Genomic DNA, 25,649 nt, shown 5'->3' with positions numbered 1-25,649 from the left:
GAGCCTATGACAGTTACAGGTATTATTGCTGAGTTCAATCCTTTTCATAACGGCCACAAGTATCTCTTGGATCATGCTGAAGGAATAAAAATTGTTGCCATGTCTGGGAACTTTGTTCAGCGAGGTGAGCCAGCTATTGTGGATAAGTGGATTAGAGCTCAGATGGCTTTGGAAAATGGAGCAGATCTCGTGGTTGAGTTGCCCTTCTTTACGGCAGTCCAGTCTGCCGATTATTTTGCATCTGGGGCTGTCGATATCTTGTCTCGACTGGGAATTGATAGTCTTACTTTTGGCACGGAAGAAGTCCTAGACTATCAGACTATAGCAGATGTCTATTCTGAAAAGTCAGAGGAAATGGAAGCCTTTGTGGAAAGTTTACCGAGTGACTTGTCTTATCCACAAAAGACGCAAAAAATGTGGGAAAAGTTTGCTGGTGTGGATTTTACTGGCAATACACCCAACCATATCCTAGGATTAGCCTATGCCAAAGCTTGTGCGGGTAAGGGCATTACGTTGAATCCTATCCAGAGACAAGGGGCTGGCTATCATTCCTTAGACAAGGAAGTATCTTTCGCCTCGGCGACCAGTCTACGTCTCCACAAAGAAGATAGTGATTTTGTGGATAAGTTCATGCCCAATAGCAAACTTTTTCAAACTTCTCCACAGGTCTCTTGGGATAATTATTTCCAATTGCTGGTTTATCAGATTCTTACAAACCCTGATTTGACCAGTGTTTTCCAGGTGAATGAAGAGATTGCCAGTCGTTTAAAAGCTGCTATTCGTGAGGTTTCTTCTGTTGAAGAACTGGTGGATAAGGTAGCAACCAAACGCTATACAAAAGCACGGGTACGTCGTATTTTGACCTATATCCTAGTCGGAGCTGTGGATAATTCTTTGCCTAAATCTATTCATGTGCTTGGATTTTCTCAAAAAGGGCAGTCTCATCTCAAATCTGTGAAGAAGTTTGTGGATACAGTGGTTCGGATTGGACGAGAACCTTGGGATATACTTACACAACAAGCGGATAATATTTATCAATTAGGCAACCCCGAACTTTCTGAACAAAACTTCGGACGCATACCGATTAGAGTAAAATAGTTTTATAAAAGGTCTACCTCTGGTAGGCTTTTTTACTTTCTGTAAATTATTTTCCAAAAGGTCAAATAAGATCAAACAAAACTATCGACCTTTGCTGACTAATGGTGTATTATGATTCCATAAGGATTTAGCTTCCTTATAAGATTGCAGGACTAGCTTAAATACTTGTAAAAAGGTAATTATAGCTTACCTGCAAAAAAATTACAATAAAGGTCAAAAAAGTCAAAAATACATTGACCAATACTGACCAATGTTGTACAATATAAACATAAGGAAATGAAATCCTTATGAAGGCTGTCAAAACAGTCCATATACCGATATGAAAAGATTGCAGCTTGTCTGCTTAAATTTTCATTAAAAAGTTCAGTAAAAGTCAAAGCTAAATTCTTGACCCAAGCATATGAAAGGTATATGATAAAGCTTAAGGAAAAGAGTTTCCTTAAGCTACAAGCATATTTCAGAAAGAAACTTGTAAGTTAGCTATTTTGAGAGATTCACAGAAAGAAGGTGGCTCTTATGCTGAATGATAATTAAATTAATTCAAGACTGTGAAAGTTCTCAGCCTTCTACCAAGAGCAAAACCGAAAATTATTAGAAGAGTAGTTGAGGCTCTGAAAATTTTTAGGGTTTTGGTCAGTAAAAGTCAATTTTTACACATTAACTAAAAAATAACACTTAAAAAATCACAAGAAAACACAGTATGAGGTGATTATATGAACAACAACTTTAATAATATGGATGATCTTTTCAATCAATTGATGGGTAACATGGGTGGTTTCCGTTCAGAAAGCCGTCGCTACATGATTAACGGTCGTGAAGTGTCACCTGAAGAATTTGCAATTTACCGTCAAACAGGTAAATTGCCTGGTAATCAAGGTGAAGCAGTGAACCCAACGCAACAACAGGGTAACGGACCTAAACAAGATGGTATTCTTGCTAAAATTGGTCGTAACTTGACTCAAGAAGCTCGTGAAGGTAAATTGGATCCTGTTATCGGACGTAACAAAGAAATCCAAGAAACTAGCGAAATCTTGGCTCGTCGTACTAAGAATAACCCAGTCCTTGTCGGTGATGCTGGGGTTGGTAAAACAGCTGTAGTTGAAGGTTTGGCACAAGCCATCGTTAATGGTGATGTCCCAGCTGCTATCAAGGACAAAGAAATCATCTCAATTGATATTTCTGCACTTGAAGCTGGTACTCAATACCGTGGTAGCTTTGAAGAAAACATTCAAAACTTGATAAATGAAGTCAAAGAAGCTGGAAACATTATCCTCTTCTTCGATGAAATTCATCAAATTCTTGGTGCCGGAAGCACTGGCGATGGTCAAGGTTCTAAAGGTCTGGCTGATATCTTGAAACCTGCTCTTTCACGTGGTGAAATAACAGTGATTGGTGCAACAACTCAAGATGAATACCGTAACACTATCTTGAAGAATCCTGCCCTTGCTCGTCGTTTCAACGAAGTTAAGGTCAATGCTCCTTCTCCTGAAGATACCTTCAAGATTCTTCAAGGTATTCGTGATCTTTATGAAAAACACCACAATGTTATCTTGCCAGATGATGTCTTGAAAGCAGCGGTTGATTTTTCAGTACAATACATTCCACAACGTAGCTTGCCAGATAAGGCTATTGACCTTTTGGACATGACAGCAGCTCACTTGGCAGCACAACATCCAGTAACTGATGTCAATGCTGTTGAACGTGAAATCGAAGAAGAAAAAGCTAAACAAGAAGCTGCAGTTGCTAAAGAAGATTACGAAGCAGCTCTAAATTCTAAGATTCGTATTGAAAAACTTGAAAAGGAAATTGCTAACCATGCAAAAGATCGCAAGGTGACTGCGACTGTAAACGATGTGGCTGAATCCGTAGAACGTATGACTGGTATTCCAGTATCTCAAATGGGTGCAACGGATATCGAACGTTTGAAAGATATGGGTAACCGTTTGCAAGCTAAGGTTATTGGTCAAGATAAGGCCGTTGAAGCAGTGGCACGTTCCATTCGTCGTAATCGTGCAGGATTTGACGAAGGTAACCGTCCAATCGGTAGCTTCCTCTTTGTAGGACCTACTGGTGTTGGTAAAACTGAGTTGGCTAAACAATTGGCCCTTGATTTGTTCGGTACCAAAGATGCTATCATCCGTTTGGACATGTCAGAATACAGCGACCGCACAGCCGTTTCTAAATTGATTGGTACAACAGCTGGTTATGTTGGTTATGATGATAATAGTAATACCTTGACAGAACGTGTTCGTCGTAACCCTTATTCAATCATCCTTCTTGATGAAATTGAAAAGGCAGACCCTCAAGTTATCACCCTTCTCCTCCAAGTTTTGGATGATGGCCGTTTGACTGATGGTCAAGGTAATACTGTAAACTTCAAGAACACAGTCATTATCGCAACTTCAAACGCTGGCTTTGGTTACGAATCTAACTTGACAGAAGATGCTGATAAACCAGAACTCATGGATCGTTTGAAACCTTACTTCCGTCCTGAATTCCTTAACCGTTTCGACGCAATTATTGAGTTCTCACACTTAGATAAGGAGGACCTTTCTAAGATTGTCGATCTTATGTTGAATGAAGTTAACAAGACTCTTTCTAAGAAAGGCATTGACTTGGCAGTTAGCGAAGCTGCTAAAGCCTATATGACAGAAGAAGGCTATGATGAAGTTATGGGTGCTCGTCCACTCCGTCGTGTGGTTGAACAACAAATCCGTGACAAAGTCACAGACTTCCACTTGGATAACCTTGATGCTAAACACCTAGAAGCTGATATGGAAGATGGTGTCTTAGTTATCAAAGAAAAAAAAGAAAAAGATGCTAAATAAAAAGCATAGGAACTCCTAATCCGATTAATGAAGCAGAGATGTTAGTAGACATCTCTGCTTTTTTCTTTTTTATTTAAGACTTTCCTTGGGTGCTACGGACGGAAGCGACTTTCTAACGGAATTCCATTCCTAAGATTTGAGCCTAAGTCTCAAATCTTCCGAGTGAGATAAGCAATATGGTTTCTCTCACCTTTAGCACAGCGGAAAATCTTGTTTTGGGTATTGCTATGACTTCCATGTTTATTCTTAATTTTAAAATGATATGAAATTATAATAATCTTATGATATGAATAGTTAAAAATACATTATATTTTTAAGAAAATATTGACAACGTATATGTATATATATAATATTATGGAAAATTAAATTTAGGTGAGGAATTCGGTAGTGTAAAATAAGTTGTGTAAACACAAAAAGGAATAAATCCGTTATAGTAGAGTTGCAAAACATTACTAGAAAGAGATTTATTCCTATGACTCAGTTTACCACAGAACTACTTAACTTCCTAGCCCAAAAGCAAGATATTGATGAATTTTTCCGTACTTCTCTTGAAACAGCTATGAATGATCTGCTTCAAGCAGAGTTATCAGCCTTTTTAGGGTATGAACCTTACGATAAATTAGGCTATAATTCTGGGAATAGTCGTAACGGAAGCTATGCACGGAAATTCGAAACCAAATATGGGACTGTTCAGTTGAGTATTCCTAGAGATCGTAATGGGAACTTTAGTCCAGCTTTGCTTCCCGCTTATGGACGTCGAGATGACCACTTGGAAGAGATGGTTATCAAACTCTATCAAACCGGTGTAACGACTCGAGAAATTAGTGATATCATCGAGCGAATGTATGGTCATCACTATAGTCCTGCCACAATTTCTAATATCTCAAAAGCAACTCAGGAGAATGTCGCTACTTTTCATGAGCGAAGCTTAGAAGCCAATTACTCTGTTTTATTTCTTGACGGAACCTATCTTCCCTTAAGACGTGGAACCGTTAGTAAAGAATGTATTCATATCGCACTTGGCATTACACCAGAAGGACAGAAGGCTGTTCTTGGATATGAAATCGCTCCAAATGAAAACAATGCTTCTTGGTCCACCCTGTTAGACAAGCTTCAAAACCAAGGAATCCAACAGGTTTCTCTTGTAGTGACCGATGGCTTCAAGGGGCTTGAAGAGATTATCAATCAGGCTTACCCATTAGCTAAACAACAACGTTGCTTAATTCATATTAGTCGAAATCTAGCTAGTAAAGTGAAACGAGCAGATAGAGCGGTTATTCTGGAGCAATTTAAAACGATTTATCGTGCTGAAAATTTAGAAATGGCAGTGCAAGCTTTAGAGAACTTTATCGCCGAATGGAAACCAAAGTATAGGAAAGTCATGGAAAGTCTGGAGAATACGGATAATCTTTTAACTTTTTATCAGTTTCCCTACCAGATTTGGCATAGCATTTATTCGACAAACCTCATTGAGTCTCTTAACAAAGAAATCAAACGTCAAACGAAAAAGAAGGTCCTTTTTCCTAACGAGGAGGCTCTGGAACGTTATTTAGTTACCCTGTTTGAAGATTATAATTTCAAGCAAAATCAACGCATCCATAAAGGATTTGGCCATTGTGCTGACACACTTGAAAGCTTATTTGATTAACATTCTTCAACTCTACTTGAGTGTTTACACATAATTATTGACAGTATCGAGGAATTCTTATTGAAAAAGAAAAAATGTTTATTTACTTTTTTTATGATTTTACTATCTATAGCACTAACAGGTTGTTCGGCTAGTAAAAACTTAATAAATACTGCAAAAAATATTTCAGAAGTCGTTACAAGTAAATCTTCAAGTTCTTCAACAACATCAAGCTCTTCAGGTTCTGTAAGTTCAAGTAATTTTAACCCTCAGGACACATCTGATGCCACAATTGAGAGTATTTCAACCTATAACGACTATCTAACGATGTATTCAAAAATTGTTGATGAATATCTAACGAATTATCAAAATGCTGTCGCTGGTACAGTACTAGATAATGCAAATACAATTGAGCAAATGAAACAAGAAACATTGAAATCTTTGGAAGAACAGAAGAAAGAATACGGTGCGATGGGAAACACGAAGATTATTGGTAAGGATAGTCTAGTTGAATGTTTGAAAAATTACCGTAATGGATTGAAGGAATATATAGTAAATATTTCAACCCAAATTCAATAATATAATTAAAGGAGATTAAATGAAAACAAAAACATTAGCCATAATAAATGGAGTAGTAGGATTAATCGGAGGAATCTTTCTTCTTTTTGCAATCTGGTTTATTTTAGGTGTAGCATCTTCGGGATCAGAAGCCGCGACTGGATTAACAACTTTGTTTGTATATCTTGTAAAGCTAGCACTACTAGTACTTGGAATAGTTGGTGCTGTATATTATAAAGGGGATACACCGGTAGGAACTGCTCCTAGTGTACTTTTGATTGTTGGAGGGGCGATTTCTCTTATTCCTTTCTTGGGATGGATTGGCGGAATATTAGGAATAATCGGTGGTTCATTGTATCTATCGAGCCTGAAAAAATTTCTTTAATATTTGAATATGAGAAAATCATTTCAAGGAGGGTAAGATGGATTTATTTTGGCCAATGTTTTTCCTTATGGCCATCATGGTAATTATCATGATTTTTGCGACAATTTCAGAGGTAATCAATAAAGTAGGTAATATAGCAAAATGGCTCGGTTTAGGTGCTATAGCTGGAAATGTGATAAATAATAAAATCAATTCAGACACTGCTATAAAACAAGGTAGAACTTGGAGGAAAAGTCAAAAACACCGTAATAACGGATTTTTAGATGATTTTGAAGAGTTTGTATCGCCATCTTATGAATCAGATGAAAAGCATGATTTGTCTGATGATGAAAGCTTTAGAGAATATCAGGAATTTAAAAAGTGGAAAGCAACAGAAAAAGGTAACTAGCACAGGCTACTTACCTTTATTATTTATCGTCACTTTGATATTTTTTCAAGTGTTCTTGGATGATGCTGAGTCGAGGTTCTAGGTCTTTTTGGAAGACGCGTGTTTTATAGTTGAGGTCTTGTTTGATGTCATCAAGCACAAGGTTTTGTTTCTTGATGATGTCAAGGTTGCGTTTGATTCTGTCCAGATCGTGAGAGATATTTTCTCGTGATTGGTTGAGGTCTAGGATCTCTTCTTTGATGTCTTCACGTCGTTTATGGGCGTAGTAGGCACCACAGGCAAGGGTTCCAAGAGCTAGAAGGCGTCCGAGTTTCATTCTGTTACCTCTTCCTCTTTAGCAATGCTGTCAGCAAGGTTTGCTAGAGCAGCGAAGTCAGGTTCATGCTCATCAAAGCTCATATGGATACCGTCGTCTGAACCGTAACGAGGTACTAGATGGATATGGGCATGGAAGACAGTCTGTCCAGCTACTTCTTCGTTGTTGTTGAGAACATTCATTCCGATAGCTTTTGTTGCTTTTTGGACGGCACGGGCAATTTTAGGGACACGGCTAAAGACAGTCTCTGCGTTTTCAGCAGACATTTCTAAGATGTTGCGAACGTGTTCTTTAGGAATGACCAGAGTATGTCCTTTTGTAGCTTGGGAGATGTCGAGGAAGGCTAGAACCTTGTCATCCTCGTAGACTTTTGATGATGGAATTTCTCCAGATATAATTTTACAGAAAATACAATTATCCATAATAACGACCTTTCCATGAGTTTCTGTTATAATAGATTATATCATACCAAAGAGAGAAAAGATAATGCTTAAATTAGAAAAGGTGACGGGTGGTTATGCCAATATTCCCGTCCTAAAAGATGTCACTTTTGAGGTGGCTGATGGTGAATTAGTTGGCCTTATTGGTCTCAATGGTGCCGGAAAATCAACAACAATTAACGAGATTATTGGTCTCTTGACACCCTACGGGGGACAGATTGTTATTGATGGTTTGAGCATACAGCAAGATTCGGCTAGCTACCGTCAAAAGATTGGCTACATTCCTGAAACGCCAAGTCTTTATGAAGAATTGACGCTTCGTGAACATTTGGAAACTGTGCTTATGGCATATGGCCTTGATGTTACAGAAGGAATGGCACATGCAGACAAGTACCTCAAACTTTTTCGCTTAGATGAAAAGTTGGACTGGTTCCCGACTCAGTTTTCAAAAGGGATGAAGCAGAAGGTCATGATTATCTGCGCCTTTATTGTCAACCCAAGTCTTTTCATTGTTGATGAGCCCTTTTTGGGATTGGATCCCTTGGCGATTTCTGATTTGATTGAGCTTCTGGCTGAGGAAAAAGCCAATGGCAAGTCTATTCTCATGTCGACTCACGTTTTGGATTCAGCTGAGAAGATGTGTGATCGTTTTGTGATTTTGCACCATGGACAGGTCTTGGCACAGGGGACGATTGATGAGCTTCGTCAGACCTTTGGTGACAGTAGTGCTAGTCTTAACGATATCTATATGCAGTTGACTAAGGGAGAATTGTCATGATAGCTGAGCTTTTTAAGGAGCGTAGCAGACGATTCACCACCCGTTGTGCTAAGTATAGTCGCTACGTCTTTAATGACCACTTTATCCTGGTTCTTCTTTTTTTGCTGGGTTTTGTCTTGGTTCAGTATAGCCAGTTGCTCCGACATTTTCCAAAGAATCCATGGGCCATCATTCTTGGCTTACTTGTGCTTTGTTTTTTACTGCCTTTTTGGGGCAATATTGCCACCTATTTAGAGCCTGCAGACAAGCACTACCTCTTAGTTAAGGAAGAAGAGGTGCTAGACCATATTAAGAAGGCGACAGGGCGTGCTTTTAGATTTTGGGTACTCATCCAGACCTTGATTTTTATCTTGGTCGTCCCACTCTTTCTGGCCTTGGGTCTTCCAGTTTGGGGAGTTGTCCTTATAGCCGTGGCTATGGCTATTCTTAAGTATTTTATTTTCCAAAAGAAAGCACAACCTTTTTATAAGCAGTCTGGGTTGAATTGGACTGATGCTATTGCAGCGGAGAATAAACGACAACAATCAATCTTGAAGTTTTTCTCACTTTTTACCAATGTTAAGGGAATTACATCGAGTGTTAAACGCCGTGGCTATTTGGATGGCATTCTCAAGCGTACAAAGAAAGACAAGAAACATACGTGGTACAACCTGTACCTAAGAGCCTTCTTACGTTCAGGAGATTACTTTGCCCTTAGCCTACGCCTTTTTGCTTTAACACTTTTGGTTATTTTTTTGGTTCCTGAAAAATGGCTGGCTATGGTACTTGTGGTTGTTTTTGACTATCTCTTACTCTTCCAGCTCACAGTGCTTAAATCGCACTTTGCTTACCAAAGGATGGCCAACCTTATGCCAATTGGAAAAGACATGCAGGTGAGCAATCTTAAGCGCTTGATTAATCAAATTGTCCTTGTAATGACACTGATTCAGGCTCTTTGTCTCTTTGACCTTAAATTTAGCCTGATTTTGGTTGGAGTTATGCTAGTTTTGAGCCTTGTTTACCTACCAGCCAAGCTTAAGAAGATGATTGACTAATACCTATTAAATAAGTTAGAATAGAAGCAAAAGACTAAAGAAAAAGGAGATGCCTAGGTGACATCAACAGATAAAGATTTGAGCCTGACTCCTCTCAAAGGAAATAGTGGTAAGGCCTATATGGGGACTTATCCAAACGGAGACCGTGTCTTTGTGAAGATGAATACAACACCAATCTTGGCAGCTCTTGCCAAGGAACAGATTGCGCCCCAGCTCCTGTGGGCTAAGCGTCTGGGAAATGGTGATATGATGAGTGCACAGGAGTGGCTTGATGGTCGTATTTTGACCAAACATGACATGAACAGTAAACAGATTATCCAAATTCTTGGTAATCTGCACCGCTCTAAACACTTGGTTAATCAGCTCTTGCAGTTGGATTATCATATTGAAAATCCTTTTGATCTTCTACACGAGTGGGAGGAAAATGCTGCCTATCAATTGCGTGAGAATAGTTTCCTTCAAGATGTTGTTAGAGATTTGAAACGTCATCTTCCAGAGTTTCGTGCAGAGATTGCGACCATTGTTCATGGCGATGCGCGTCATAGTAACTTTGTTATTACAACCTCAGGATTGATTTATTTGGTTGATTGGGATTCTGTACGTCTAACTGACCGTATGTATGATGTAGCACAGATTCTTAGCCATTACATTCCTTTGGCTCACTGGCCACAGTGGTTGTCTTATTATGGTTACAAGAACAATGACCTTGTTTTGGATAAGATTTACTGGTATGGACAATTTTCATATTTGACACAAATTTCCAAATTCTTTGATAACCGTGATTTGGAACATGCCAATCGAGAAATTTATGAGCTGCGTAAGTTCAGAGAGACCTTGCACAGATATTAGAAAGTAAACATGCGAGTTAGAAAACGTAAAGGTGCAGAGGAACACCTAGCTAACCATCCTCAGTATGTTATCCTTGAGCCAGAAGCTGCTAAAGGTAAGTGGCACCAGATTTTTGGCAATGACAATCCTATCCATATTGAGGTGGGGTCTGGTAAGGGAGCCTTCATTACTGGAATGGCCCAACAAAATCCTGATATCAACTACATTGGTATTGATATCCAGTTATCTGTTTTGAGTTATGCCTTGGACAAGGTCTTGGCCTCAGGTGCTGAAAATGTCAAACTCTTGCGTGTGGATGGATCTGCTTTGACCAACTATTTTGAAGATGGTGAAGTGGACATGATGTATCTCAACTTCTCAGATCCATGGCCCAAGAGCCGTCACGAGAAACGTCGTTTGACCTACAAGACTTTCCTAGATACTTATAAGCAAATTTTGCCTAAAAATGGAGAGATTCACTTTAAGACAGACAATCGAGGATTTTTCGAATACAGTTTGACGAGTTTCTCACAGTATGGAATGATTCTTAACAAAGTGTGGTTGGATCTTCATGCAAGTGATTATGAGGGCAACGTTATGACTGAGTACGAGCGAAAGTTTTCAGAAAAAGGTCAAGCTATCTACCGAGTAGAGGCTCAGTTTAAAGATTAAATCTTGAAAATTCTAATTAAAATGAACGATTAGTCAGTAATGGGTTAATCGTTTGATATGGAGAGGTCGCATAGAGGCCGAGTGCGCACGCTTGGAAAGCGTGTAGTCCTTAACGGGGCTCGGGGGTTCGAATCCCCTCCTCTCCTTTTCAGAAATAGACAAAGTGTCCCTTCCAGAATAGAAGGGACACTTTTTGGGTAGAGTTATTCGAAAAATTTCGTTAGTCCCAAGGGCTCTGAATTCCTGCTACCCAACCAGTACAGAGGGCGCTTGTAATATTAAAGCCACCGGTGTGGGCATTGATATCAAGTACCTCTCCTGCAAAATGTAGGTGAGGGACTTTTTTACTTTCTAGGGTTTTAGGATTAATCTCCTTGAGGTCTACGCCACCTTTGGTTACAAAGGATTTGGCAAGTGACATTTTGCCCGTAATTGGAATTTCCATCCCCTTGAGTTGACTGATAAGATTTTCCAAATCTTTGGGATGGAGTTGTTTAATTTTGCTATCCGCCTTATCTCCTGCTAGAAATTCAGCGACACGCTCAGGCACTAGACCTTTGAGAGTGTTTTTAACAGATTTCTCGCGATTTTCCTCAAAGTAGGTCTTGAGATTTTCTTGGCATTGGTTAGGAAGAAAATCTAGATGAGCTATTTCACCGCCTTTGACAAAGCTAGATAAACGTAGGGCAGCCGGTCCAGATAGGCCAAAATGAGTGAAAAGAAGGTCATGAGTAATCTTGTGTTTTCCATAAGATAGCGTGACATCGTCAAGAGAAATTCCCTGTAAAGCCTTATGTGGAAAGTCGGTTAGGAGTGGACTTTCTGCAGCTTCAAGATCAGTAACATGGAGTTTGAAATGTCGGGCGATATCGTGACCAAAACCAGTTGAACCTGTTGATGGATAAGATTTTCCCCCAGTTGTGACGATGAGTTTATCACTAGTAAAAATCTGGTCTGCAGACTTAACTTGAAATTGTTCATCGACTTTTTTGACAGAGACAACTTCCGTATTAGTGAGAATAGTATCACCTAGTTCTTGGATTTTATTTTCCAGAGCTTGGATAATAGTACGTGATTTATCTGTCTTAGGGAAAACACGACCGTGGTCCTCAACCTTGAGTTTGACACCATTGTCCTCGAAAAAAGCAATAATATCGTGATTATCAAATTGAGAAAAGACGCTATAGAGGAAACGTCCATTACCTGGAATACCTGCTAAGAGATCGTCCAGAGTTCCATTGTTAGTGACGTTACAACGTCCACCACCAGTACCAGCTAGTTTCTTACCGAGACGTTTATTTTTTTCAATCAGAAGGGTTTGTTGGCCATAAAAGGCTGAGGCGATGGTCGCCATCATGCCAGCAGGTCCCCCACCAATAACGATAGTATCAAAATATTCCATAGTTTTATTTTAGCATAATTTAAAAAGAGAAAATAGTTGGTAAATGGTCAGATTTTTTAGACAATTTATGTTAAAATAGGAGTACAATTTTAAATTAGAATGGTTACTAACTATGGAGGAAAATATCGTGTCTGAAAATAACATGAAACACCGTTCTTCTGTCTACGATAGCATGGTTAAATCACCTAACCGTGCTATGCTTCGTGCGACTGGGATGACGGATGATAGTTTTGAAAAGCCTATTGTTGGGGTTATCTCAACTTGGGCTGAGAACACGCCATGTAATATCCACTTGCACGGTTTTGGTCAAATTGCCAAAGAGGGTGTCAAAGATGCGGGTGCTTGGCCAGTTCAATTTGGTACAATTACCGTTGCAGATGGTATTGCCATGGGGACACCAGGGATGCGTTTCTCATTGACATCTCGTGATATTATTGCTGACTCAATCGAAGCTGCTATGGGTGGTCACAATGTCGATGCCTTTGTTGCTATTGGTGGCTGTGATAAGAACATGCCAGGTTCAATGATTGCTATTGCCAACATGGATATTCCAGCTATTTTTGCTTACGGTGGTACGATTGCACCGGGTAATCTTAACGGTAAGGATATCGACTTGGTTTCTGTTTTCGAAGGTATCGGTAAATGGAACCACGGAGATATGACTGCCGAAGAGGTTAAAAATCTTGAATGTAATGCCTGCCCTGGCCCTGGTGGTTGTGGTGGTATGTATACTGCTAACACAATGGCAACAGCAATTGAGGTTATGGGGATGAGCCTTCCAGGATCATCATCTCACCCTGCAGAATCAGCTGAGAAGAAGACTGATATCGAAGAAGCAGGTCGTGCAGTTGTAAAAATGCTAGAAATGGGACTTAAGCCATCAGATATCTTGACACGTGAAGCCTTTGAAGATGCCATCACAGTTACAATGGCGCTTGGCGGTTCAACAAATGCCACTCTTCACTTGCTTGCTATCGCTCATGCGGCTAACGTTGATTTAACGCTTGAAGACTTCAACGATTTCCAAGAGCGCGTGCCTCACTTGGCTGACTTGAAGCCTTCAGGTCAATATGTCTTCCAAGACCTTTACAATGTTGGTGGTGTGCCAGCCGTTATGAAATATCTTCTTAAGAATGGTTTTCTTCACGGTGATCGTATCACGTGTACTGGTAAGACTGTTGCAGAAAATTTGGAAGCTTTCGATGATTTGACACCAGGTCAAAAAGTTATCATGCCACTTGAAAATCCTAAACGTGCCGATGGTCCATTGATTATCTTGAAAGGTAACTTGGCCCCAGAAGGTGCTGTTGCCAAAGTATCAGGTGTTAAAGTGCGTAACATTACTGGTCCTGCTAAAGTATTTGACTCAGAAGAAGATGCCATCGAGGCAGTTCTTTCTGACGAAATCGTTGACGGCGATGTAGTTGTTGTACGTTTTGTAGGTCCTAAGGGTGGTCCTGGTATGCCAGAAATGTTGTCATTGTCATCAATGATTGTTGGTAAAGGACAAGGAGACAAGGTTGCCCTCTTGACTGATGGACGTTTCTCAGGTGGTACTTACGGACTTGTTGTAGGTCATATTGCTCCTGAAGCTCAAGTTGGTGGACCGATTGCCTACCTCCGTACAGGTGATATGGTTACAGTTGACCAGGATACCAAAGAAATCACTATGCATGTACCAGACGAAGAGTTGGCGAAACGTAAAGCAGAAACTGAGTTACCACCACTTTATAGCCGTGGTGTCCTCGGTAAGTATGCTCACATCGTTTCATCAGCATCACGTGGTGCGGTTACTGACTTCTGGAATATGGATAAATCAGGTAAAGCTTAATCACATACTATAAAACAAAATCACATCGTATATTTGTGCGATGTGATTTTTATGATTCTAAGTTTTAGGGTTTTGTGTGAGTTAGTAATGTCTATCCACTGTCTTCTTAATAAAAAACCGATTGGAAAAGTCCAATCGGTTTTGGTTTTATTTTCCGCCCCGAGGTGAGATACCTAGGGCAATACGGCCATAACGACTAATACGGGTCATCTTCCAGACTGGTGAGTAAGTGGTTTCTACTTTGACAGAATTAATGCCATCAATTGCTTTTAGTTTTTCAGCGATTTCATATGGCATGGTCTCTTCACAGCCACAGCCAGTATCGGTAAAGGTCATAAGGAAGTAGCAGTAACCATTTTCATCAATGTTGATTTCATAAATCAAACCAAGATTGTAGATATCTAGCTCAATTTCAGGGTCGAATACAGTAGTCATTTGTTCAATAATTTGCTCTAAGAAGGGCTGGGCCAAATCATTGATTTTGATATCATTACGGAAGTTTTTCATAGGACTCGTTCTTTCTATTTTGCTTTTGTTTATTATGGCATAATTTAGGGCTTTTTTCAATCCGGTTTGGTAATATGAGGCTATAGTGGGCTTTGGATTGGCAACAAAAAAAATCCAACAGTAAGACCGTTGAAGCTAATGTGCCTCTATAATAAGCAGTTTTGTAACGAGAGTTACGTGAACACTGTCAATAATTGGAGCAAGAATGAAAATCCCAAACCATGCAGAATTGTCCACCATTCCTGAATAGGCAGATTCGGTAGCAACTACACTTACTATGGAAGTACCAATCAGTTAAGCCAAAGATTTTCCTTATATAACATATTTATACCCAAAAATAGTTTATCAAAAGCCTGCCTTCCTATCTAAACTGTTTGAAAAATGAAAGGAAAAATAGATTCGTAAGTAATTCTTCAAATGTCCTGAATGACTTGTCAAATTGACAGACAGGTGTGATTATGATATTCTCATAGTAAGAAATTTCAAGAGGAAATGAGGCTATTATGAGTATTGAAATGACCGTCAGCGAGATTGCTGAAATCCTTGGCGTTAGTCGTCAAGCAGTCAATAATCGTGTCAAACAACTTCCAGAAGAAGATACTGAAAAAAATGCTAAAGGAGTTACTGTCGTTAAGCGTAGTGGCTTGATTAAGTTGGAGGAAATCTACAAGAAAACCATATTTGAAGATGAGCCAATTGATGAAGAAACAAAACAACGTGAGTTGTTAGAGATTCTTGTAGACGAGAAAAACTCTGAGATTGCTCGTCTCTATGCTCAGTTGAAGGCCAAGGATGAGCAGTTGTCAAACATGGACAATCAATTGCGTGTCAAAGACGTGCAAATTGCTGAAAAAGACAAGCAAATTGATCAGCAGCAGCAATTGACCTTGACTGCTATGAAGGACAAAGAAGAGCTTAAATTGGAGCTTGATGAAGCTAAGGTAGAGATTGACGAAGCCAAGGCTCAAGTGGAAAAAATCCAGATTAAACAAGAAGAAACTGCTAAAAAAGGTTTCTTTGGACGTCTATTTGGAAAATAAAAAAGAAGCTGAGACTCGGTCTCAGCTTTAACTATTGTAGGAGATTAAGATGGAAAATTTAGAAACATATATTGCCTTTGATTTGGAGTTTAATACGGTGGATGGCGTTAGCCATATCATCCAAGTGTCGGCGGTTAAAATGGGACAGCACAAGGAAGTGGACCAGTTTGATTCTTTTGTCTATTCGAATGTTCCTTTGCAGTCCTTTATCAATGGTTTAACAGGGATTACAGCAGATAAGATTGCCAAGGCTCCAAAGTTAGAGTCGGTTTTGGCAGAGTTTAAGGCATTTATTGGTAATACACCACTTATCGGTTATAATGCACTTAAATCAGATTTGCCTATTCTAGCTGAAAATGGTTTAAACTTGGAAGAGCAATATGCTTTAGATGTTTTTGACGAGGCTTTTGACCGTCGTGCTTCTGATTTGAATGGTATTCTTAACCTTAAGTTGACTAGTGTGGCAGATTTCTTTGGAATTAAGGGACATGGTCATAACAGTTTGGAGGATGCTCGTATGACTGCACAGATTTACGAGGAGTTTCTCGAATTAGATGAGAATACCAAACTTTTGGAGCAACAGGAAGAAGTCAGTAACAATCCTTTTGCTGCCTTAGGTTTGGGTGGCCTTTTCGACTAGGACTTTACAGAAGCTGTAAAGGGTGTAAAGAGTGATAGCTAACTTTTTCTGTAAGAAAAGAAAATCCTCTAGGGTTAGGGCTTGCATATTACCTTGCGTTATAAGGTAGAATCTAGGTATCAAGGGTGGCAGATGTCCTCTTTTGATAGAAAATCTTAAAAGGTGGTGACTGAGATGTCGACGTTTTCAACAGGAGAGTTGGCTAAAGCAGCAGAAGTGTCTGTCAGGACTGTTCAGTACTATGATCAACGAGGTATTTTGACGCCATCTGAAGTCACAGAAGGTGGTCGGAGAATCTATCACGAATCAGACTTGGAACGCCTGCAAGTTATTTGTTTCTTAAGAGATTTGGACTTCTCAATCAAACAAATCAAGAAACTCTTGCAAGAGGAGAATAGGGAACAGGTTTTAGAGCTTTTGTTGACAGACCAAATCGAGAGTTTGGAAAAGTCTTCGAAGGAAATAGAGGTCAAACTAAAACGTGCCCGTCACTTGCAAAAAGCAACTGCTAAGTGGCGTCAACTTTCACTGGACGATTTGTCAGACATTTCACGTCTTATGGAAAATCAAAAATCATGGCGTCATTTGCAGTTGAGAATGTATGGGAGTGTCGTTCTAACCTCCCTTCTTTATCTGATAGGTCTACTGATAGTTATTTATTATTTTAAGTATCCTAGAGGTTTGTTTATTGTCTGCCCTGCATTTTTAATAGCCATAAATTTAGTGGTGTTTCACTATAGAAAGCAGTTTGAATACCTCTGTCCTAACTGTCATAAGATCTTTGGTCCTAGTTTTAAAGAGTTTGCTCTTGCAAGTCATACACCAAGGACTCGTAAACTGACTTGCCCTCATTGTCATATGAAGGCCTACTGTCTGGAGTTGGCCAAAAGTCAAACAAAATGAGTTTTCGAACATAAAAACGCTTGGACTGGCACTGCACCCATAAAATGAGACACAAGAAAACACTCTTGTTGAATTCTGGTAAACTAGAAACAGGAGTGTTTTGTTATGGTCAAAAAAGCATATTCAGTAGAAACTAAGCTAGCCTGTATCGAAATGAAGAAAGTAGATAAGTCAAATAAAGTTATCATGGATGCCCTCGGTGTCAAAAATGCTAGTCAGGTGAAGACCTGGTGGCGATGGTATCAGAATGATGAATTATACCGTTTCCACCAACCCGTGGGGAACCAATATACTTATGGTAAAGGGATGAAGCAGTTATCTGAAGTTGAACAGTTACGTTTGCAGGTAGATTTACTAAAAAAGTATCAGAGCTTGGTAAGAGAATCGACAAAGTAAGTTTTATCAAGCTAATTGAAGAGTATAAGAAAACTGGTCGCATGAGAGTTTTTCTCTTGTCCCATTATTGGGGTGCAGTATCTCTCTTGTTGTATATTATGGCTGAGTTGCTAAATGAGTATATAGATAAAGGAATCGTGAGATTCCTTTTTATTGTTTAGAATGGCAATTTGCCTGCAAAGGCACCCATTGATTTTTTAGTAGCTTCGTCGATTTGTCCAAGAGCATCGTTAAGGGCTTGAACAGTCATATCTTGAAGTGTTTCCACATCATCAGGATCCACAACAGCATCAGCAAAAGTGATGTTAACCACTTTTTTGTCACCAGTTAATTCAGCAACGACCAAGTCTTGGGCTGATTTTCCAGTGAAAGTTGTAGCAGCCAATTCAGCTTGACTTTTTTCCATTTGTTTCTGAAGCTTTTGTGCTTGCTTCATCATGTTTTGCATGTTCATCATAATAATTTCTAGATTCCTTTCATATAAAGGGTTTAGCCCCTTCTTGTTACTTTTTGATGCCTTATTTTTCCTAATAGAAGAGACAGTCGATACCTCAACTATTATACCATGTTTAGTTTGAATGACAAAGTGAGAGAGGGTCAAAGAGAATCCGTAATTATAAGAGAGTTAAGTTTGTTTACAACGATGGTATCACGAGGCTTTGTTAAAAAAGCTGTAGAAGCAATTACAGAATCCACAAATCCTTGAAGTTTTAAGACTTGTTATGAATAGTGTACAATGCTTAATTGTTAACCTAGTCAACATGTAATTGGAGATAGAAAAGGAGAGAGAAGATGACAATGCAAAAAAGAAATATTTTAGGGATGTCGGACTGCTTATAGTCTTGTGTATGAGTCTCTATACTTATTGTAATTTAAAATTTAACTCTGTTTATTATGCTCAGCATATCCCTCATAAGGAGGGGACAGAAACGGATTTAGTTATGTTGGTAAAGAATGTGGGGTGGATTTATACTCCTAAAATCGACAATATTATATATGATGATGGAACAAACGATATTATAAATACTAAAAGTAAATCTTTTCTAACAAAATCGGTAGTGTAAAATAAGTTGTGTAAACACAAAAAAGGAATAAATCCGTTATAGTAGAGTTGCAAAACATTACTAGAAAGAGATTTATTCCTATGACTCAGTTTACCACAGAACTACTTAACTTCCTAGCCCAAAAGCAAGATATTGATGAATTTTTCCGTACTTCTCTTGAAACAGCAATGAATGATCTGCTTCAAGCAGAGTTATCAGCCTTTTTAGGGTATGAACCTTACGATAAATTAGGCTATAATTCTGGGAATAGTCGTAACGGAAGCTATGCACGGAAAATTAGGCTATAATTCTGGGAATAGTCGTAACGGAAGCTATGCACGGAAATTCGAAACCAAATATGGGACTGTTCAGTTGAGTATTCCTAGAGATCGTAATGGGAACTTTAGTCCAGCTTTGCTTCCCGCTTATGGACGTCGAGATGACCACTTGGAAGAGATGGTTATCAAACTCTATCAAACCGGTGTAACGACTCGAGAAATTAGTGATATCATCGAGCGAATGTATGGTCATCACTATAGTCCTGCCACAATTTCTAATATCTCAAAAGCAACTCAGGAGAATGTCGCTACTTTTCATGAGCGAAGCTTAGAAGCCAATTACTCTGTTTTATTTCTTGACGGAACCTATCTTCCCTTAAGACGTGGAACCGTTAGTAAAGAATGTATTCATATCGCACTTGGCATTACACCAGAAGGACAGAAGGCTGTTCTTGGATATGAAATCGCTCCAAATGAAAACAATGCTTCTTGGTCCACCCTGTTAGACAAGCTTCAAAACCAAGGAATCCAACAGGTTTCTCTTGTAGTGACCGATGGCTTCAAGGGGCTTGAAGAGATTATCAATCAGGCTTACCCATTAGCTAAACAACAACGTTGCTTAATTCATATTAGTCGAAATCTAGCTAGTAAAGTGAAACGAGCAGATAGAGCGGTTATTCTGGAGCAATTTAAAACGATTTATCGTGCTGAAAATTTAGAAATGGTAGTGCAAATTTTAGAGAACTTTATCGCCGAATGGAAACCAAAGTATAGGAAAGTCATGGAAAGTCTGGAGAATACGGATAATCTTTTAACTTTTTATCAGTTTCCCTACCAGATTTGGCATAGCATTTATTCGACAAACCTCATTGAGTCTCTTAACAAAGAAATCAAACGTCAAACGAAAAAGAAGGTTCTTTTTCCTAACGAGGAGGCTCTGGAACGTTATTTAGTTACCCTGTTTGAAGATTATAATTTCAAGCAAAATCAACGCATCCATAAAGGGTTTGGCCAATGTGCTGACACACTTGAAAGCTTATTTGATTAACATTCTTCAACTCTACTTGAGTGTTTACACATAATTATTGACAGTATCTCATTTTATTAAATTAAATAATTAAAGAGATTCAGCCATAAGTTATAAAAAGTACTATAATGTTTTTAGTAAATCTTGTAAATAGAGTGCAAGATGTTCATGGGCAAAAAGATTAGCACGTTTTTCAGCTTCGGGATTATAATTTGTATTAGTATTCACATCGTATACATAGATTTTTCCGTTTTCAGATTCTATCCACTCAATTGCTGCCACATCAATTTTTGCTGAATTCAAAAATTTTTCGAACATATTCTGACGTTCGAGAGGAAGTGGGTCAGTTATTTCGAATTTATTTGATGTTTCTAACTGTTCGGAGCGACTTCCAATATTACATTCATCCGCAGGACAAAGTTGGAAACCATCAGATGAGTCAATTGATACTGTATATAGAAATTTTTGATTAATAAATTCAGATCTTCTAATTCTACCGTCTTTAGGTTTTACATATTCTTGTAATAAAGTAATGCCATCAATTGAAGGTTCGAAAAGAGGTCCTGTAACATAGTTATTTAATTCTTCTTCATTATTAAATAGTTTGACACCTAATCCTTTACCAGCTCTATTATGTTTAGTAATTAAAGGATAAATATTTAATTTTCTTGCTGCTTCAATTATGTTTTTTGAACCAAGGACAGCAATTGTTTTTGGGGTTGTAATTCCAACTTCATTTAGCTTTAGATACTGTTTAACTTTACTAACTTCAAAATTGATTGCATCGATACTATTTATAACTTTTCTATTATGGAATTCTAACCAAGAAATAACCTGTTCAGTGTATTCTGGAGCATAGCGGTGATTTCTTGTATGTGAAGATGCGGACATCCTATTATAAAATATTCCTTTAGGAGGTTCTTCTTGAAGATTTAAATATCCGCTAGATAGATCCCATAGTTCATATGGAATTTCATAATGTTCCAACCAATTTACTAAATGTTGAGTCCATTCTAAATTTTCATGTATTATATAAACTTTTGAAGTTTCCATTTTGTTCTCCTTTAAAACTTTAAAATAAATATTTTTTATTCAATTTCTCAATAATTAAAACTGTCATTCCTTGTCCAAGGACATTCAAAGCTGTTCTGCCAGCATTGACAAAAAAGTCAACTGCAAAGATTAATGCAACACCTTCTTTAGGAAGTCCTAACATTGTTGCTGAAGCAAGTAGAACTACAATTGCGCCAGAAGGAACAGTTGCTGCAGTTTTTCCGATAAGCGAGAGTATAAAAATGGTATAGATTATCTGAGAAGTCGACAGATTTATATTGTATACATTAACAATATAAATTGTGGCAATTGAAAAGTATACAGCAGCTCCCTGCAAATTAAAAGTATAGCCTAGGGGAACAACTAAGTCAGTAATATTCTCGTCAGATCCGTTATTTTTTAATCTTTTAAGAAGTTCAGGAAGGACTACACTCGAACTCCCTGAGATAAATGCAAGTAGTAAAAGATTCCATATACTTTTTATTAATTGAAAATAGTTTAATTCAAAAATATATGCAAGTAATGGGTAAAAAAACAAAGCTAAAATGCTATAAGCAACATAAGTACCAATTACAAATTCGCCTAAACTAATTAATTTTTCAAACCCTGTAGTAGCGACATCGCTTGCAATGAATCCGAAGACTCCGAAAGGGGCCACCCACTTAATAATTAGCTCAACTATCTTGTATATAGCATCAACCCATACATGTAAAGCGTTGATAAAAATTGAATTTTTCCTATTTTCTAAACTACCGATTCCAAAGCCAAGGAAAATTGCAAAAACTACAACTGGAAGGAGAGAACCTTGTGATAATGACTTGAATATATTTGCAGGTATGATTCCAAGTAAGAAGTCGTTTAAGTTAGTGTTGTTAGTAAGGTCATTTAATGATGTCTTTTGTTGACCAATATCAATTCCTTGACCAAATTTTAATAGATAAGAACCAGTTACGAATATTCCAGTAATAATTGTAGTAATGATAAAAAAATATAGGATACTTTTCAAAATTAGTTTTCCTAATGATTCTTTATTAAGTATTTCAGCAACAGAGAGGACAATGACTGGAAATACCAATGGTAAGATTACCATACTGACCAATGATATAAAAGCTTTCCCCAGAAATTGATATATACTAGAAAATTGAGGAAGTAGAGAACCAAAGATTGTACCAATAATAACTGCACTTATCATCTGTAACCCAATGGAAGATTTGTATTTATTATAATAATTATTCATTATTACTCCTTTCTATTACCAATAATTATATATAGGCTAGAATGAAATGTCTAATATATATTTTTTATCACACCTATTAGAAAATCGTATGACAATATCTAAAAAATTGTTATTCATGTGAATGTATATGATCAGCAAATATTTATAGACCATTATCTGTAATCGTCAACTGTTTCTTAAGTGTTTGATAATAAAATTATGGTAACATAGACGATAATTAAATTGAAATATTAATAGTAGCTTGTAAAAAGGGTATAAGTATGAAAAGTTCAAAGTTTTTATTTTATTTTAAAAATGGTTCAGATGCAGAAATTAGAAGTCCTATGTATTGATTCGTATTGAATGCTTACTTAACCTCATTCTGAGGTATAGTAAAATCTGTACTTTTGTTTTTTTAAAAATAATATAAAAAGCACTCTAGCTTCTATAGTTTAAACAAAACTACAGAAGCTAGAGCGCTATTACTATCAGAAGGAATATACATATGAGGTTAGAAAGGATCTCAAAGTAATCTAAAGAAAGCTGATTTTTCACCTGATTAATATCGTAATGTTAAGGATTTGTCATAGTTTTTGGTGTTGTTTTAAAAGTGAGTAGTTAGGAGTACAACAACCTTAAATTTCTTGTAGAGTAATCCCATATTTTAAGTAAAAAATCAACCGATTTTAGAATTATTTATCGTCCTTTTTAACCATATTTTTAACATCTTCAATTGCTCCTTTAACAGCATCTTTGGCATCTTCGGAAACTTCTTTAACTTTTGAAACTACTTTTTCAGCAGCTCCTTCTTTTTCAGTTTTTTTATCATCAGTTACTTTTCCGACACCTTCTTTAATAGCGCCTTTAGCTTGATTAAGTTTTTCTTCTACTGACATAGTGTTACCCTCCATTGGAAAATCAGATTATTGAAAATGAACGTTTTTAAACAATTCATTTAAATTTTTTTAGGCATAAAAGAATTTAGTGAACTCTTGGTTCTGCTTTAGCAGTTTCTTTGGTATCTTCGGCAACTCCTTTAACTTTTTCCTTTGCAGCTGAGAGGCCATCACCCAATCCCTGTTTTGCGTTTTCAAACTTATCGGAAGCAAATTCACTTGTTGATTCAACAGCTCCAGTTACTCGATCTTGTAGGCTTACTGAGTCTGCTTCATGTTGCTCTTTAGTCTTGATATCAACAACATCTACATTAACTTCAACCACTTCCAAATTAGTCATCTTAGAAATTTCTGAAACAACAACCTCTTTGATTTTCTTGTATAGTTCAGGAACATTCGTTTGATATTCAACAATTACGTTCAAATCAACAGCAACTTGCTTTTTACCTACTTCAACATTGACTCCGCTTGCAACGTTTTCAGTATTGATAAGTTTTTCAGTTAGGTTTGAGAGAAATCCACCATTAATGGCCAGCAAACCTGGAATATTTTCTAAAGAAAGACCAATAATTTTTTGAATGACTTTATCTTCGTAGGTCAATTCGCCTTTTACTTCTTCTACTTTTTTTTCTACATTTGACATATAAATCACCTTTACTATTTAAATAATTGTTTTTGTTGAATGTAATATCCAACTCCAACTCCTAGAGTGGCACAAATCAAGACAAATAAAGTCTTAAAAAAACCATAGGATAGGATGAAGCAAGCTAAGATAACACCCGCCAATCCGGAAAGAAATGAATATTGGTATTTTTTAAACCATTCCATTTTTTACTTCCTTACTTTACACGACTAACAGTTTTTTTACGTAGTGGTTTTGGCTTGTATTCTTTTACAGAAATATATAGTTTTACACGATGATTCATTCCAAAAAACTGTTTCAAACCATCAGCAATCTCATCTTTAATTATTTGAGTTCGTTTAATAATGTTGTCTGATGGAAGCATTTGTCCTTCTACGTGAACTAAACATTTATTCTTACGACTGTTTACCTTAATAGTAGGATCCTTTATAAAATTGTGATTAGCAACCACACAACGAACAAATCCTTCAATAGCTGAATTTTTTAATTTTAGTTCACCATCGACATCAGGTAATTAAATCTCTAAATATTGTTTAGGATAAAAGAGTGTAACAAGCATTAGAAACAACACTACAGCTGAAAGTACTAGAGCACCCAAGAAAATATATCTTGAAAGATAAAATTCTAAAAAGGAATTTTGATTCCAATCAACTAAATGAAGTCCTAAGCCACTGACTTTATGATAATCTAGCAAAATAGGAATCAAAATTGTCAAGATTAAAATACATAAAATAAGGTAAAGTATTTTTTTGGTTTTTGACATATTGAATCCTTTCATCAACAGAATTTGAACTTTAATCTATTCCTGTCAAGAAAGGTTCAAGTTCAATCATTTTTCCCTAGGAAAAATGATACTACTGAAACAACAATAACCGCTCCTAAGATTGATGGAATTAATGCCATTCCAGCTAGACTAGGTCCCCATGCACCGAAAAGTGATTGTCCAACAGATGAACCGACTAAACCTGCAATGATATTAGCGATTATTCCCATGGAATCTCCCTTTTTAGTGATTCCACCTGCAATAAGACCGATAAGCCCTCCTATGATAATAGCCCAAAGCATAATGTCTGCCCCCTTCTAAATTGAGGAAATTTAGATTGTTTGGAAAATCAAACAATCTAAGAGTTATAGTTATATTTTAGCTAAAACATTTTTTATATTAATCTTAACAATCATAAGATTAATATTAGTATATACCTGTAAATAACAGTGTAAGCTTATCAAATTGATAAGTCAATGAAAATGCTTGGACTTACAAAAAAATATAATGAAAACCATTAATCGTTTTTGCAAAATATTTCATAGATTTTCAAGTATGTTTATGTTATGATTCTTGTAGTTTTTTGAACAGTTTTGTGAATACTCTACATATGTAATTATTATTATCAGACCATTCTGATAATTGAATGATTCGTCAATAAAACCTTTGATTATGTTGGTATGACCATAAGATTTTTAGCCAATTAAAACGTTAAAAAAACCTCTCTAAGAAGTGATAGTTACGAAAGTGGAAATAAAATGTATAATTGAAGTATGTAAACCTTTACATACCTTTTCTTTATGAAGTATCATCCAATAAAAAGCCTAAATCATACACAGGATACTGTGTTATTTTCAGTAGGAGTTTAAAATTCAAAAAAGGAGATAATTACGGATTTTAGAGAAACATTGAATTGTCAGGATTACACTAAATTAGACAAATTTAGTAAACAGCTTGAGGGCTTTGAACGACTATTTAGAGACAAGGATTTGCTTGAAATGCGTTAGGAATTTGCCAAAATTAATAAGGATGAGGTCGTTGGTTTATGCTCAGAAATTA

The 25,649-nt window shown here is 37.2% G+C and carries 25 protein-coding genes, 1 tRNA gene and 4 pseudogenes; 18 read left to right on the top strand and 12 right to left on the bottom strand.

The window, feature by feature from the left end; translation table 11 throughout:
* Positions 1 to 6: 6 nt before the first annotated feature.
* The 6 genes from E3C75_RS10695 to E3C75_RS10670 all read left to right on the top strand — a co-directional run bounded on the left by E3C75_RS10695 (position 7) and on the right by E3C75_RS10670 (position 6,884).
* The gene (locus E3C75_RS10695; protein ID WP_084829053.1) at positions 7 to 1,098 is read left to right on the top strand and encodes a nucleotidyltransferase; all 1,092 of its coding nucleotides are present in this window, start codon (positions 7 to 9) and stop codon (positions 1,096 to 1,098) included.
* 713 nt (positions 1,099 to 1,811) lie between these two features.
* Complete coding sequence (locus tag E3C75_RS10690) at positions 1,812 to 3,926, top strand: ATP-dependent Clp protease ATP-binding subunit (protein WP_084829052.1); 2,115 nt, start codon at positions 1,812 to 1,814, stop codon at positions 3,924 to 3,926.
* A gap of 472 nt (positions 3,927 to 4,398) precedes the next feature.
* Positions 4,399 to 5,574, top strand: coding sequence for an IS256-like element IS1191 family transposase (locus E3C75_RS10685; protein ID WP_111679683.1), 1,176 nt, complete (start codon positions 4,399 to 4,401; stop codon positions 5,572 to 5,574).
* A gap of 60 nt (positions 5,575 to 5,634) precedes the next feature.
* Entirely contained in the window at positions 5,635 to 6,132 is a 498-nt protein-coding gene (locus E3C75_RS10680; protein WP_223899742.1) for a hypothetical protein, read from the top strand.
* A gap of 19 nt (positions 6,133 to 6,151) precedes the next feature.
* Entirely contained in the window at positions 6,152 to 6,496 is a 345-nt protein-coding gene (locus tag E3C75_RS10675; RefSeq protein WP_100273370.1) for a hypothetical protein, read from the top strand.
* A gap of 37 nt (positions 6,497 to 6,533) precedes the next feature.
* Positions 6,534 to 6,884 (top strand): ribonuclease, encoded by a 351-nt coding sequence (locus E3C75_RS10670; RefSeq protein ID WP_111679682.1) that lies wholly within the window; start codon positions 6,534 to 6,536, stop codon positions 6,882 to 6,884.
* A 19-nt stretch (positions 6,885 to 6,903) separates the two neighbouring features.
* On the opposite strand, the gene E3C75_RS10665 is transcribed toward E3C75_RS10670, so the two are convergent.
* Positions 6,904 to 7,200 carry a hypothetical protein gene (locus E3C75_RS10665; RefSeq protein WP_084829046.1) on the bottom strand — a complete coding sequence of 99 codons (297 nt, stop codon included), beginning with the start codon at positions 7,198 to 7,200 and terminating at the stop codon, positions 6,904 to 6,906.
* Positions 7,197 to 7,622, bottom strand: coding sequence for an HIT family protein (locus E3C75_RS10660; protein WP_100273371.1), 426 nt, complete (start codon positions 7,620 to 7,622; stop codon positions 7,197 to 7,199). Before E3C75_RS10660 ends, E3C75_RS10665 begins: the two co-directional genes overlap by 4 nt.
* A 64-nt stretch (positions 7,623 to 7,686) precedes the next feature.
* Here E3C75_RS10660 and E3C75_RS10655 point away from each other — a divergent pair, with 64 nt between their 5' ends.
* The 5 genes from E3C75_RS10655 (at position 7,687) to E3C75_RS10635 (ending at position 11,098) form a co-directional block, all read left to right on the top strand.
* The gene (locus E3C75_RS10655; RefSeq protein WP_084829044.1) at positions 7,687 to 8,418 is read left to right on the top strand and encodes an ABC transporter ATP-binding protein; all 732 of its coding nucleotides are present in this window, start codon (positions 7,687 to 7,689) and stop codon (positions 8,416 to 8,418) included.
* Positions 8,418 to 9,452, top strand: a complete 1,035-nt coding sequence (locus E3C75_RS10650; protein WP_372450197.1) for an ABC transporter permease — start codon at positions 8,418 to 8,420, stop codon at positions 9,450 to 9,452. The genes E3C75_RS10655 and E3C75_RS10650 overlap by 1 nt, the downstream gene beginning before the upstream one ends.
* Before the next feature lie 57 nt (positions 9,453 to 9,509).
* Complete coding sequence (gene ccrZ / locus E3C75_RS10645) at positions 9,510 to 10,301, top strand: cell cycle regulator CcrZ (RefSeq protein ID WP_002951667.1); 792 nt, start codon at positions 9,510 to 9,512, stop codon at positions 10,299 to 10,301.
* 9 nt (positions 10,302 to 10,310) lie between these two features.
* Positions 10,311 to 10,952, top strand: coding sequence for a tRNA (guanosine(46)-N7)-methyltransferase TrmB (trmB, locus tag E3C75_RS10640; protein ID WP_046206494.1), 642 nt, complete (start codon positions 10,311 to 10,313; stop codon positions 10,950 to 10,952).
* Positions 10,953 to 11,011: 59 nt separating this feature from the next.
* A tRNA-Ser gene (locus E3C75_RS10635) sits at positions 11,012 to 11,098 on the top strand.
* Positions 11,099 to 11,172: 74 nt separating this feature from the next.
* On the opposite strand, the gene aao is transcribed toward E3C75_RS10635, so the two are convergent.
* A complete protein-coding gene (gene aao, locus E3C75_RS10630) occupies positions 11,173 to 12,354 on the bottom strand; it encodes an aminoacetone oxidase (protein ID WP_111679681.1) in 1,182 nt (393 codons plus the stop codon).
* Positions 12,355 to 12,466: 112 nt separating this feature from the next.
* Between aao and ilvD the strand changes: the two genes are divergently transcribed.
* Positions 12,467 to 14,185 (top strand): dihydroxy-acid dehydratase, encoded by a 1,719-nt coding sequence (gene ilvD, locus E3C75_RS10625; RefSeq protein ID WP_023909890.1) that lies wholly within the window; start codon positions 12,467 to 12,469, stop codon positions 14,183 to 14,185.
* Positions 14,186 to 14,332: 147 nt separating this feature from the next.
* Here the strand turns inward: ilvD and E3C75_RS10620 are convergent, their stop codons facing one another.
* On the bottom strand, positions 14,333 to 14,692 hold the full coding sequence (locus E3C75_RS10620) for a metal-sulfur cluster assembly factor (RefSeq protein ID WP_014727662.1): 360 nt from the start codon (positions 14,690 to 14,692) through the stop codon (positions 14,333 to 14,335).
* 503 nt (positions 14,693 to 15,195) lie between these two features.
* On the opposite strand from E3C75_RS10620, the gene E3C75_RS10615 reads away from it, so the two are divergent.
* From E3C75_RS10615 to E3C75_RS10600, 4 genes and pseudogenes are all read left to right on the top strand, one after another.
* Positions 15,196 to 15,732 carry a DUF536 domain-containing protein gene (locus tag E3C75_RS10615; protein ID WP_002951646.1) on the top strand — a complete coding sequence of 179 codons (537 nt, stop codon included), beginning with the start codon at positions 15,196 to 15,198 and terminating at the stop codon, positions 15,730 to 15,732.
* 49 nt (positions 15,733 to 15,781) lie between these two features.
* Positions 15,782 to 16,372, top strand: a complete 591-nt coding sequence (locus E3C75_RS10610) for a 3'-5' exonuclease (protein WP_100262678.1) — start codon at positions 15,782 to 15,784, stop codon at positions 16,370 to 16,372.
* Between the two features lie 174 nt (positions 16,373 to 16,546).
* On the top strand, positions 16,547 to 17,275 hold the full coding sequence (locus E3C75_RS10605; RefSeq protein ID WP_100262677.1) for a MerR family transcriptional regulator: 729 nt from the start codon (positions 16,547 to 16,549) through the stop codon (positions 17,273 to 17,275).
* 105 nt (positions 17,276 to 17,380) lie between these two features.
* A pseudogene (locus E3C75_RS10600) lies at positions 17,381 to 17,635 on the top strand (IS3 family transposase); the annotation flags it as partial.
* A gap of 193 nt (positions 17,636 to 17,828) precedes the next feature.
* Here E3C75_RS10600 and E3C75_RS10595 read toward each other — a convergent pair.
* Complete coding sequence (locus E3C75_RS10595; protein ID WP_002884818.1) at positions 17,829 to 18,128, bottom strand: YbaB/EbfC family nucleoid-associated protein; 300 nt, start codon at positions 18,126 to 18,128, stop codon at positions 17,829 to 17,831.
* A 335-nt stretch (positions 18,129 to 18,463) separates the two neighbouring features.
* Between E3C75_RS10595 and E3C75_RS11910 the strand changes: the two are divergent.
* Together E3C75_RS11910 and E3C75_RS10585 are read left to right on the top strand one after the other, a co-directional pair.
* Positions 18,464 to 18,726 (top strand): annotated as a pseudogene (locus tag E3C75_RS11910) (hypothetical protein); the annotation flags it as partial.
* Between the two features lie 89 nt (positions 18,727 to 18,815).
* Positions 18,816 to 20,040, top strand: a pseudogene (locus E3C75_RS10585) (IS256 family transposase).
* 102 nt (positions 20,041 to 20,142) lie between these two features.
* On the opposite strand, the gene E3C75_RS10580 reads toward E3C75_RS10585, so the two are convergent.
* The 7 genes and pseudogenes from E3C75_RS10580 to E3C75_RS10550 all read right to left on the bottom strand — a co-directional run bounded on the left by E3C75_RS10580 (position 20,143) and on the right by E3C75_RS10550 (position 24,892).
* A complete protein-coding gene (locus tag E3C75_RS10580) occupies positions 20,143 to 21,072 on the bottom strand; it encodes an ATP-grasp domain-containing protein (RefSeq protein ID WP_084829246.1) in 930 nt (309 codons plus the stop codon).
* Between the two features lie 19 nt (positions 21,073 to 21,091).
* A complete protein-coding gene (locus tag E3C75_RS10575) occupies positions 21,092 to 22,309 on the bottom strand; it encodes a dicarboxylate/amino acid:cation symporter (protein WP_084829245.1) in 1,218 nt (405 codons plus the stop codon).
* A gap of 671 nt (positions 22,310 to 22,980) precedes the next feature.
* On the bottom strand, positions 22,981 to 23,184 hold the full coding sequence (locus E3C75_RS10570) for a CsbD family protein (RefSeq protein WP_084829244.1): 204 nt from the start codon (positions 23,182 to 23,184) through the stop codon (positions 22,981 to 22,983).
* A gap of 85 nt (positions 23,185 to 23,269) precedes the next feature.
* The gene (locus E3C75_RS10565; RefSeq protein WP_084829243.1) at positions 23,270 to 23,827 is read right to left on the bottom strand and encodes an Asp23/Gls24 family envelope stress response protein; all 558 of its coding nucleotides are present in this window, start codon (positions 23,825 to 23,827) and stop codon (positions 23,270 to 23,272) included.
* A gap of 14 nt (positions 23,828 to 23,841) precedes the next feature.
* Positions 23,842 to 24,012, bottom strand: a complete 171-nt coding sequence (locus E3C75_RS10560; RefSeq protein ID WP_084830586.1) for a DUF2273 domain-containing protein — start codon at positions 24,010 to 24,012, stop codon at positions 23,842 to 23,844.
* 11 nt (positions 24,013 to 24,023) lie between these two features.
* Positions 24,024 to 24,590 (bottom strand): annotated as a pseudogene (gene amaP / locus E3C75_RS10555) (alkaline shock response membrane anchor protein AmaP).
* A 62-nt stretch (positions 24,591 to 24,652) separates the two neighbouring features.
* Positions 24,653 to 24,892: a GlsB/YeaQ/YmgE family stress response membrane protein gene (locus E3C75_RS10550; RefSeq protein ID WP_100262692.1), complete on the bottom strand. Its 240-nt coding sequence runs from the start codon at positions 24,890 to 24,892 to the stop codon at positions 24,653 to 24,655.
* Between the last annotated feature and the right edge of the window lie 757 nt (positions 24,893 to 25,649).

Source organism: Streptococcus thermophilus (genome assembly GCF_010120595.1).
Classification (GTDB): Bacteria; Bacillota; Bacilli; order Lactobacillales; family Streptococcaceae; genus Streptococcus; species Streptococcus thermophilus.
The sequence above is the reverse complement of the archived record's forward strand: the minus strand, read 5'-3'. Positions and strand labels throughout refer to the sequence as shown.

What these genes read in the sequence shown, in the direction of transcription:
- E3C75_RS10550 (WP_100262692.1), bottom strand. Translation starts at nt 24,892, where the DNA reads ATGCTTTGGGCTATTATCATAGGAGGGCTTATCGGTCTTATTGCAGGT.
- E3C75_RS10610 (WP_100262678.1), top strand. Translation starts at nt 15,782, where the DNA reads ATGGAAAATTTAGAAACATATATTGCCTTTGATTTGGAGTTTAATACG.
- E3C75_RS10605 (WP_100262677.1), top strand. Translation starts at nt 16,547, where the DNA reads ATGTCGACGTTTTCAACAGGAGAGTTGGCTAAAGCAGCAGAAGTGTCT.
- E3C75_RS10655 (WP_084829044.1), top strand. Translation starts at nt 7,687, where the DNA reads ATGCTTAAATTAGAAAAGGTGACGGGTGGTTATGCCAATATTCCCGTC.
- trmB (WP_046206494.1), top strand. Translation starts at nt 10,311, where the DNA reads ATGCGAGTTAGAAAACGTAAAGGTGCAGAGGAACACCTAGCTAACCAT.
- E3C75_RS10690 (WP_084829052.1), top strand. Translation starts at nt 1,812, where the DNA reads ATGAACAACAACTTTAATAATATGGATGATCTTTTCAATCAATTGATG.
- E3C75_RS10575 (WP_084829245.1), bottom strand. Translation starts at nt 22,309, where the DNA reads ATGAATAATTATTATAATAAATACAAATCTTCCATTGGGTTACAGATG.
- E3C75_RS10620 (WP_014727662.1), bottom strand. Translation starts at nt 14,692, where the DNA reads ATGAAAAACTTCCGTAATGATATCAAAATCAATGATTTGGCCCAGCCC.
- E3C75_RS10565 (WP_084829243.1), bottom strand. Translation starts at nt 23,827, where the DNA reads ATGTCAAATGTAGAAAAAAAAGTAGAAGAAGTAAAAGGCGAATTGACC.
- E3C75_RS10595 (WP_002884818.1), bottom strand. Translation starts at nt 18,128, where the DNA reads ATGATGAACATGCAAAACATGATGAAGCAAGCACAAAAGCTTCAGAAA.
- E3C75_RS10695 (WP_084829053.1), top strand. Translation starts at nt 7, where the DNA reads ATGACAGTTACAGGTATTATTGCTGAGTTCAATCCTTTTCATAACGGC.
- E3C75_RS10615 (WP_002951646.1), top strand. Translation starts at nt 15,196, where the DNA reads ATGAGTATTGAAATGACCGTCAGCGAGATTGCTGAAATCCTTGGCGTT.
- E3C75_RS10670 (WP_111679682.1), top strand. Translation starts at nt 6,534, where the DNA reads ATGGATTTATTTTGGCCAATGTTTTTCCTTATGGCCATCATGGTAATT.
- E3C75_RS10675 (WP_100273370.1), top strand. Translation starts at nt 6,152, where the DNA reads ATGAAAACAAAAACATTAGCCATAATAAATGGAGTAGTAGGATTAATC.
- E3C75_RS10665 (WP_084829046.1), bottom strand. Translation starts at nt 7,200, where the DNA reads ATGAAACTCGGACGCCTTCTAGCTCTTGGAACCCTTGCCTGTGGTGCC.
- E3C75_RS10580 (WP_084829246.1), bottom strand. Translation starts at nt 21,072, where the DNA reads ATGGAAACTTCAAAAGTTTATATAATACATGAAAATTTAGAATGGACT.
- E3C75_RS10685 (WP_111679683.1), top strand. Translation starts at nt 4,399, where the DNA reads ATGACTCAGTTTACCACAGAACTACTTAACTTCCTAGCCCAAAAGCAA.
- ilvD (WP_023909890.1), top strand. Translation starts at nt 12,467, where the DNA reads ATGGAGGAAAATATCGTGTCTGAAAATAACATGAAACACCGTTCTTCT.
- E3C75_RS10560 (WP_084830586.1), bottom strand. Translation starts at nt 24,012, where the DNA reads ATGGAATGGTTTAAAAAATACCAATATTCATTTCTTTCCGGATTGGCG.
- E3C75_RS10570 (WP_084829244.1), bottom strand. Translation starts at nt 23,184, where the DNA reads ATGTCAGTAGAAGAAAAACTTAATCAAGCTAAAGGCGCTATTAAAGAA.
- E3C75_RS10660 (WP_100273371.1), bottom strand. Translation starts at nt 7,622, where the DNA reads ATGGATAATTGTATTTTCTGTAAAATTATATCTGGAGAAATTCCATCA.
- aao (WP_111679681.1), bottom strand. Translation starts at nt 12,354, where the DNA reads ATGGAATATTTTGATACTATCGTTATTGGTGGGGGACCTGCTGGCATG.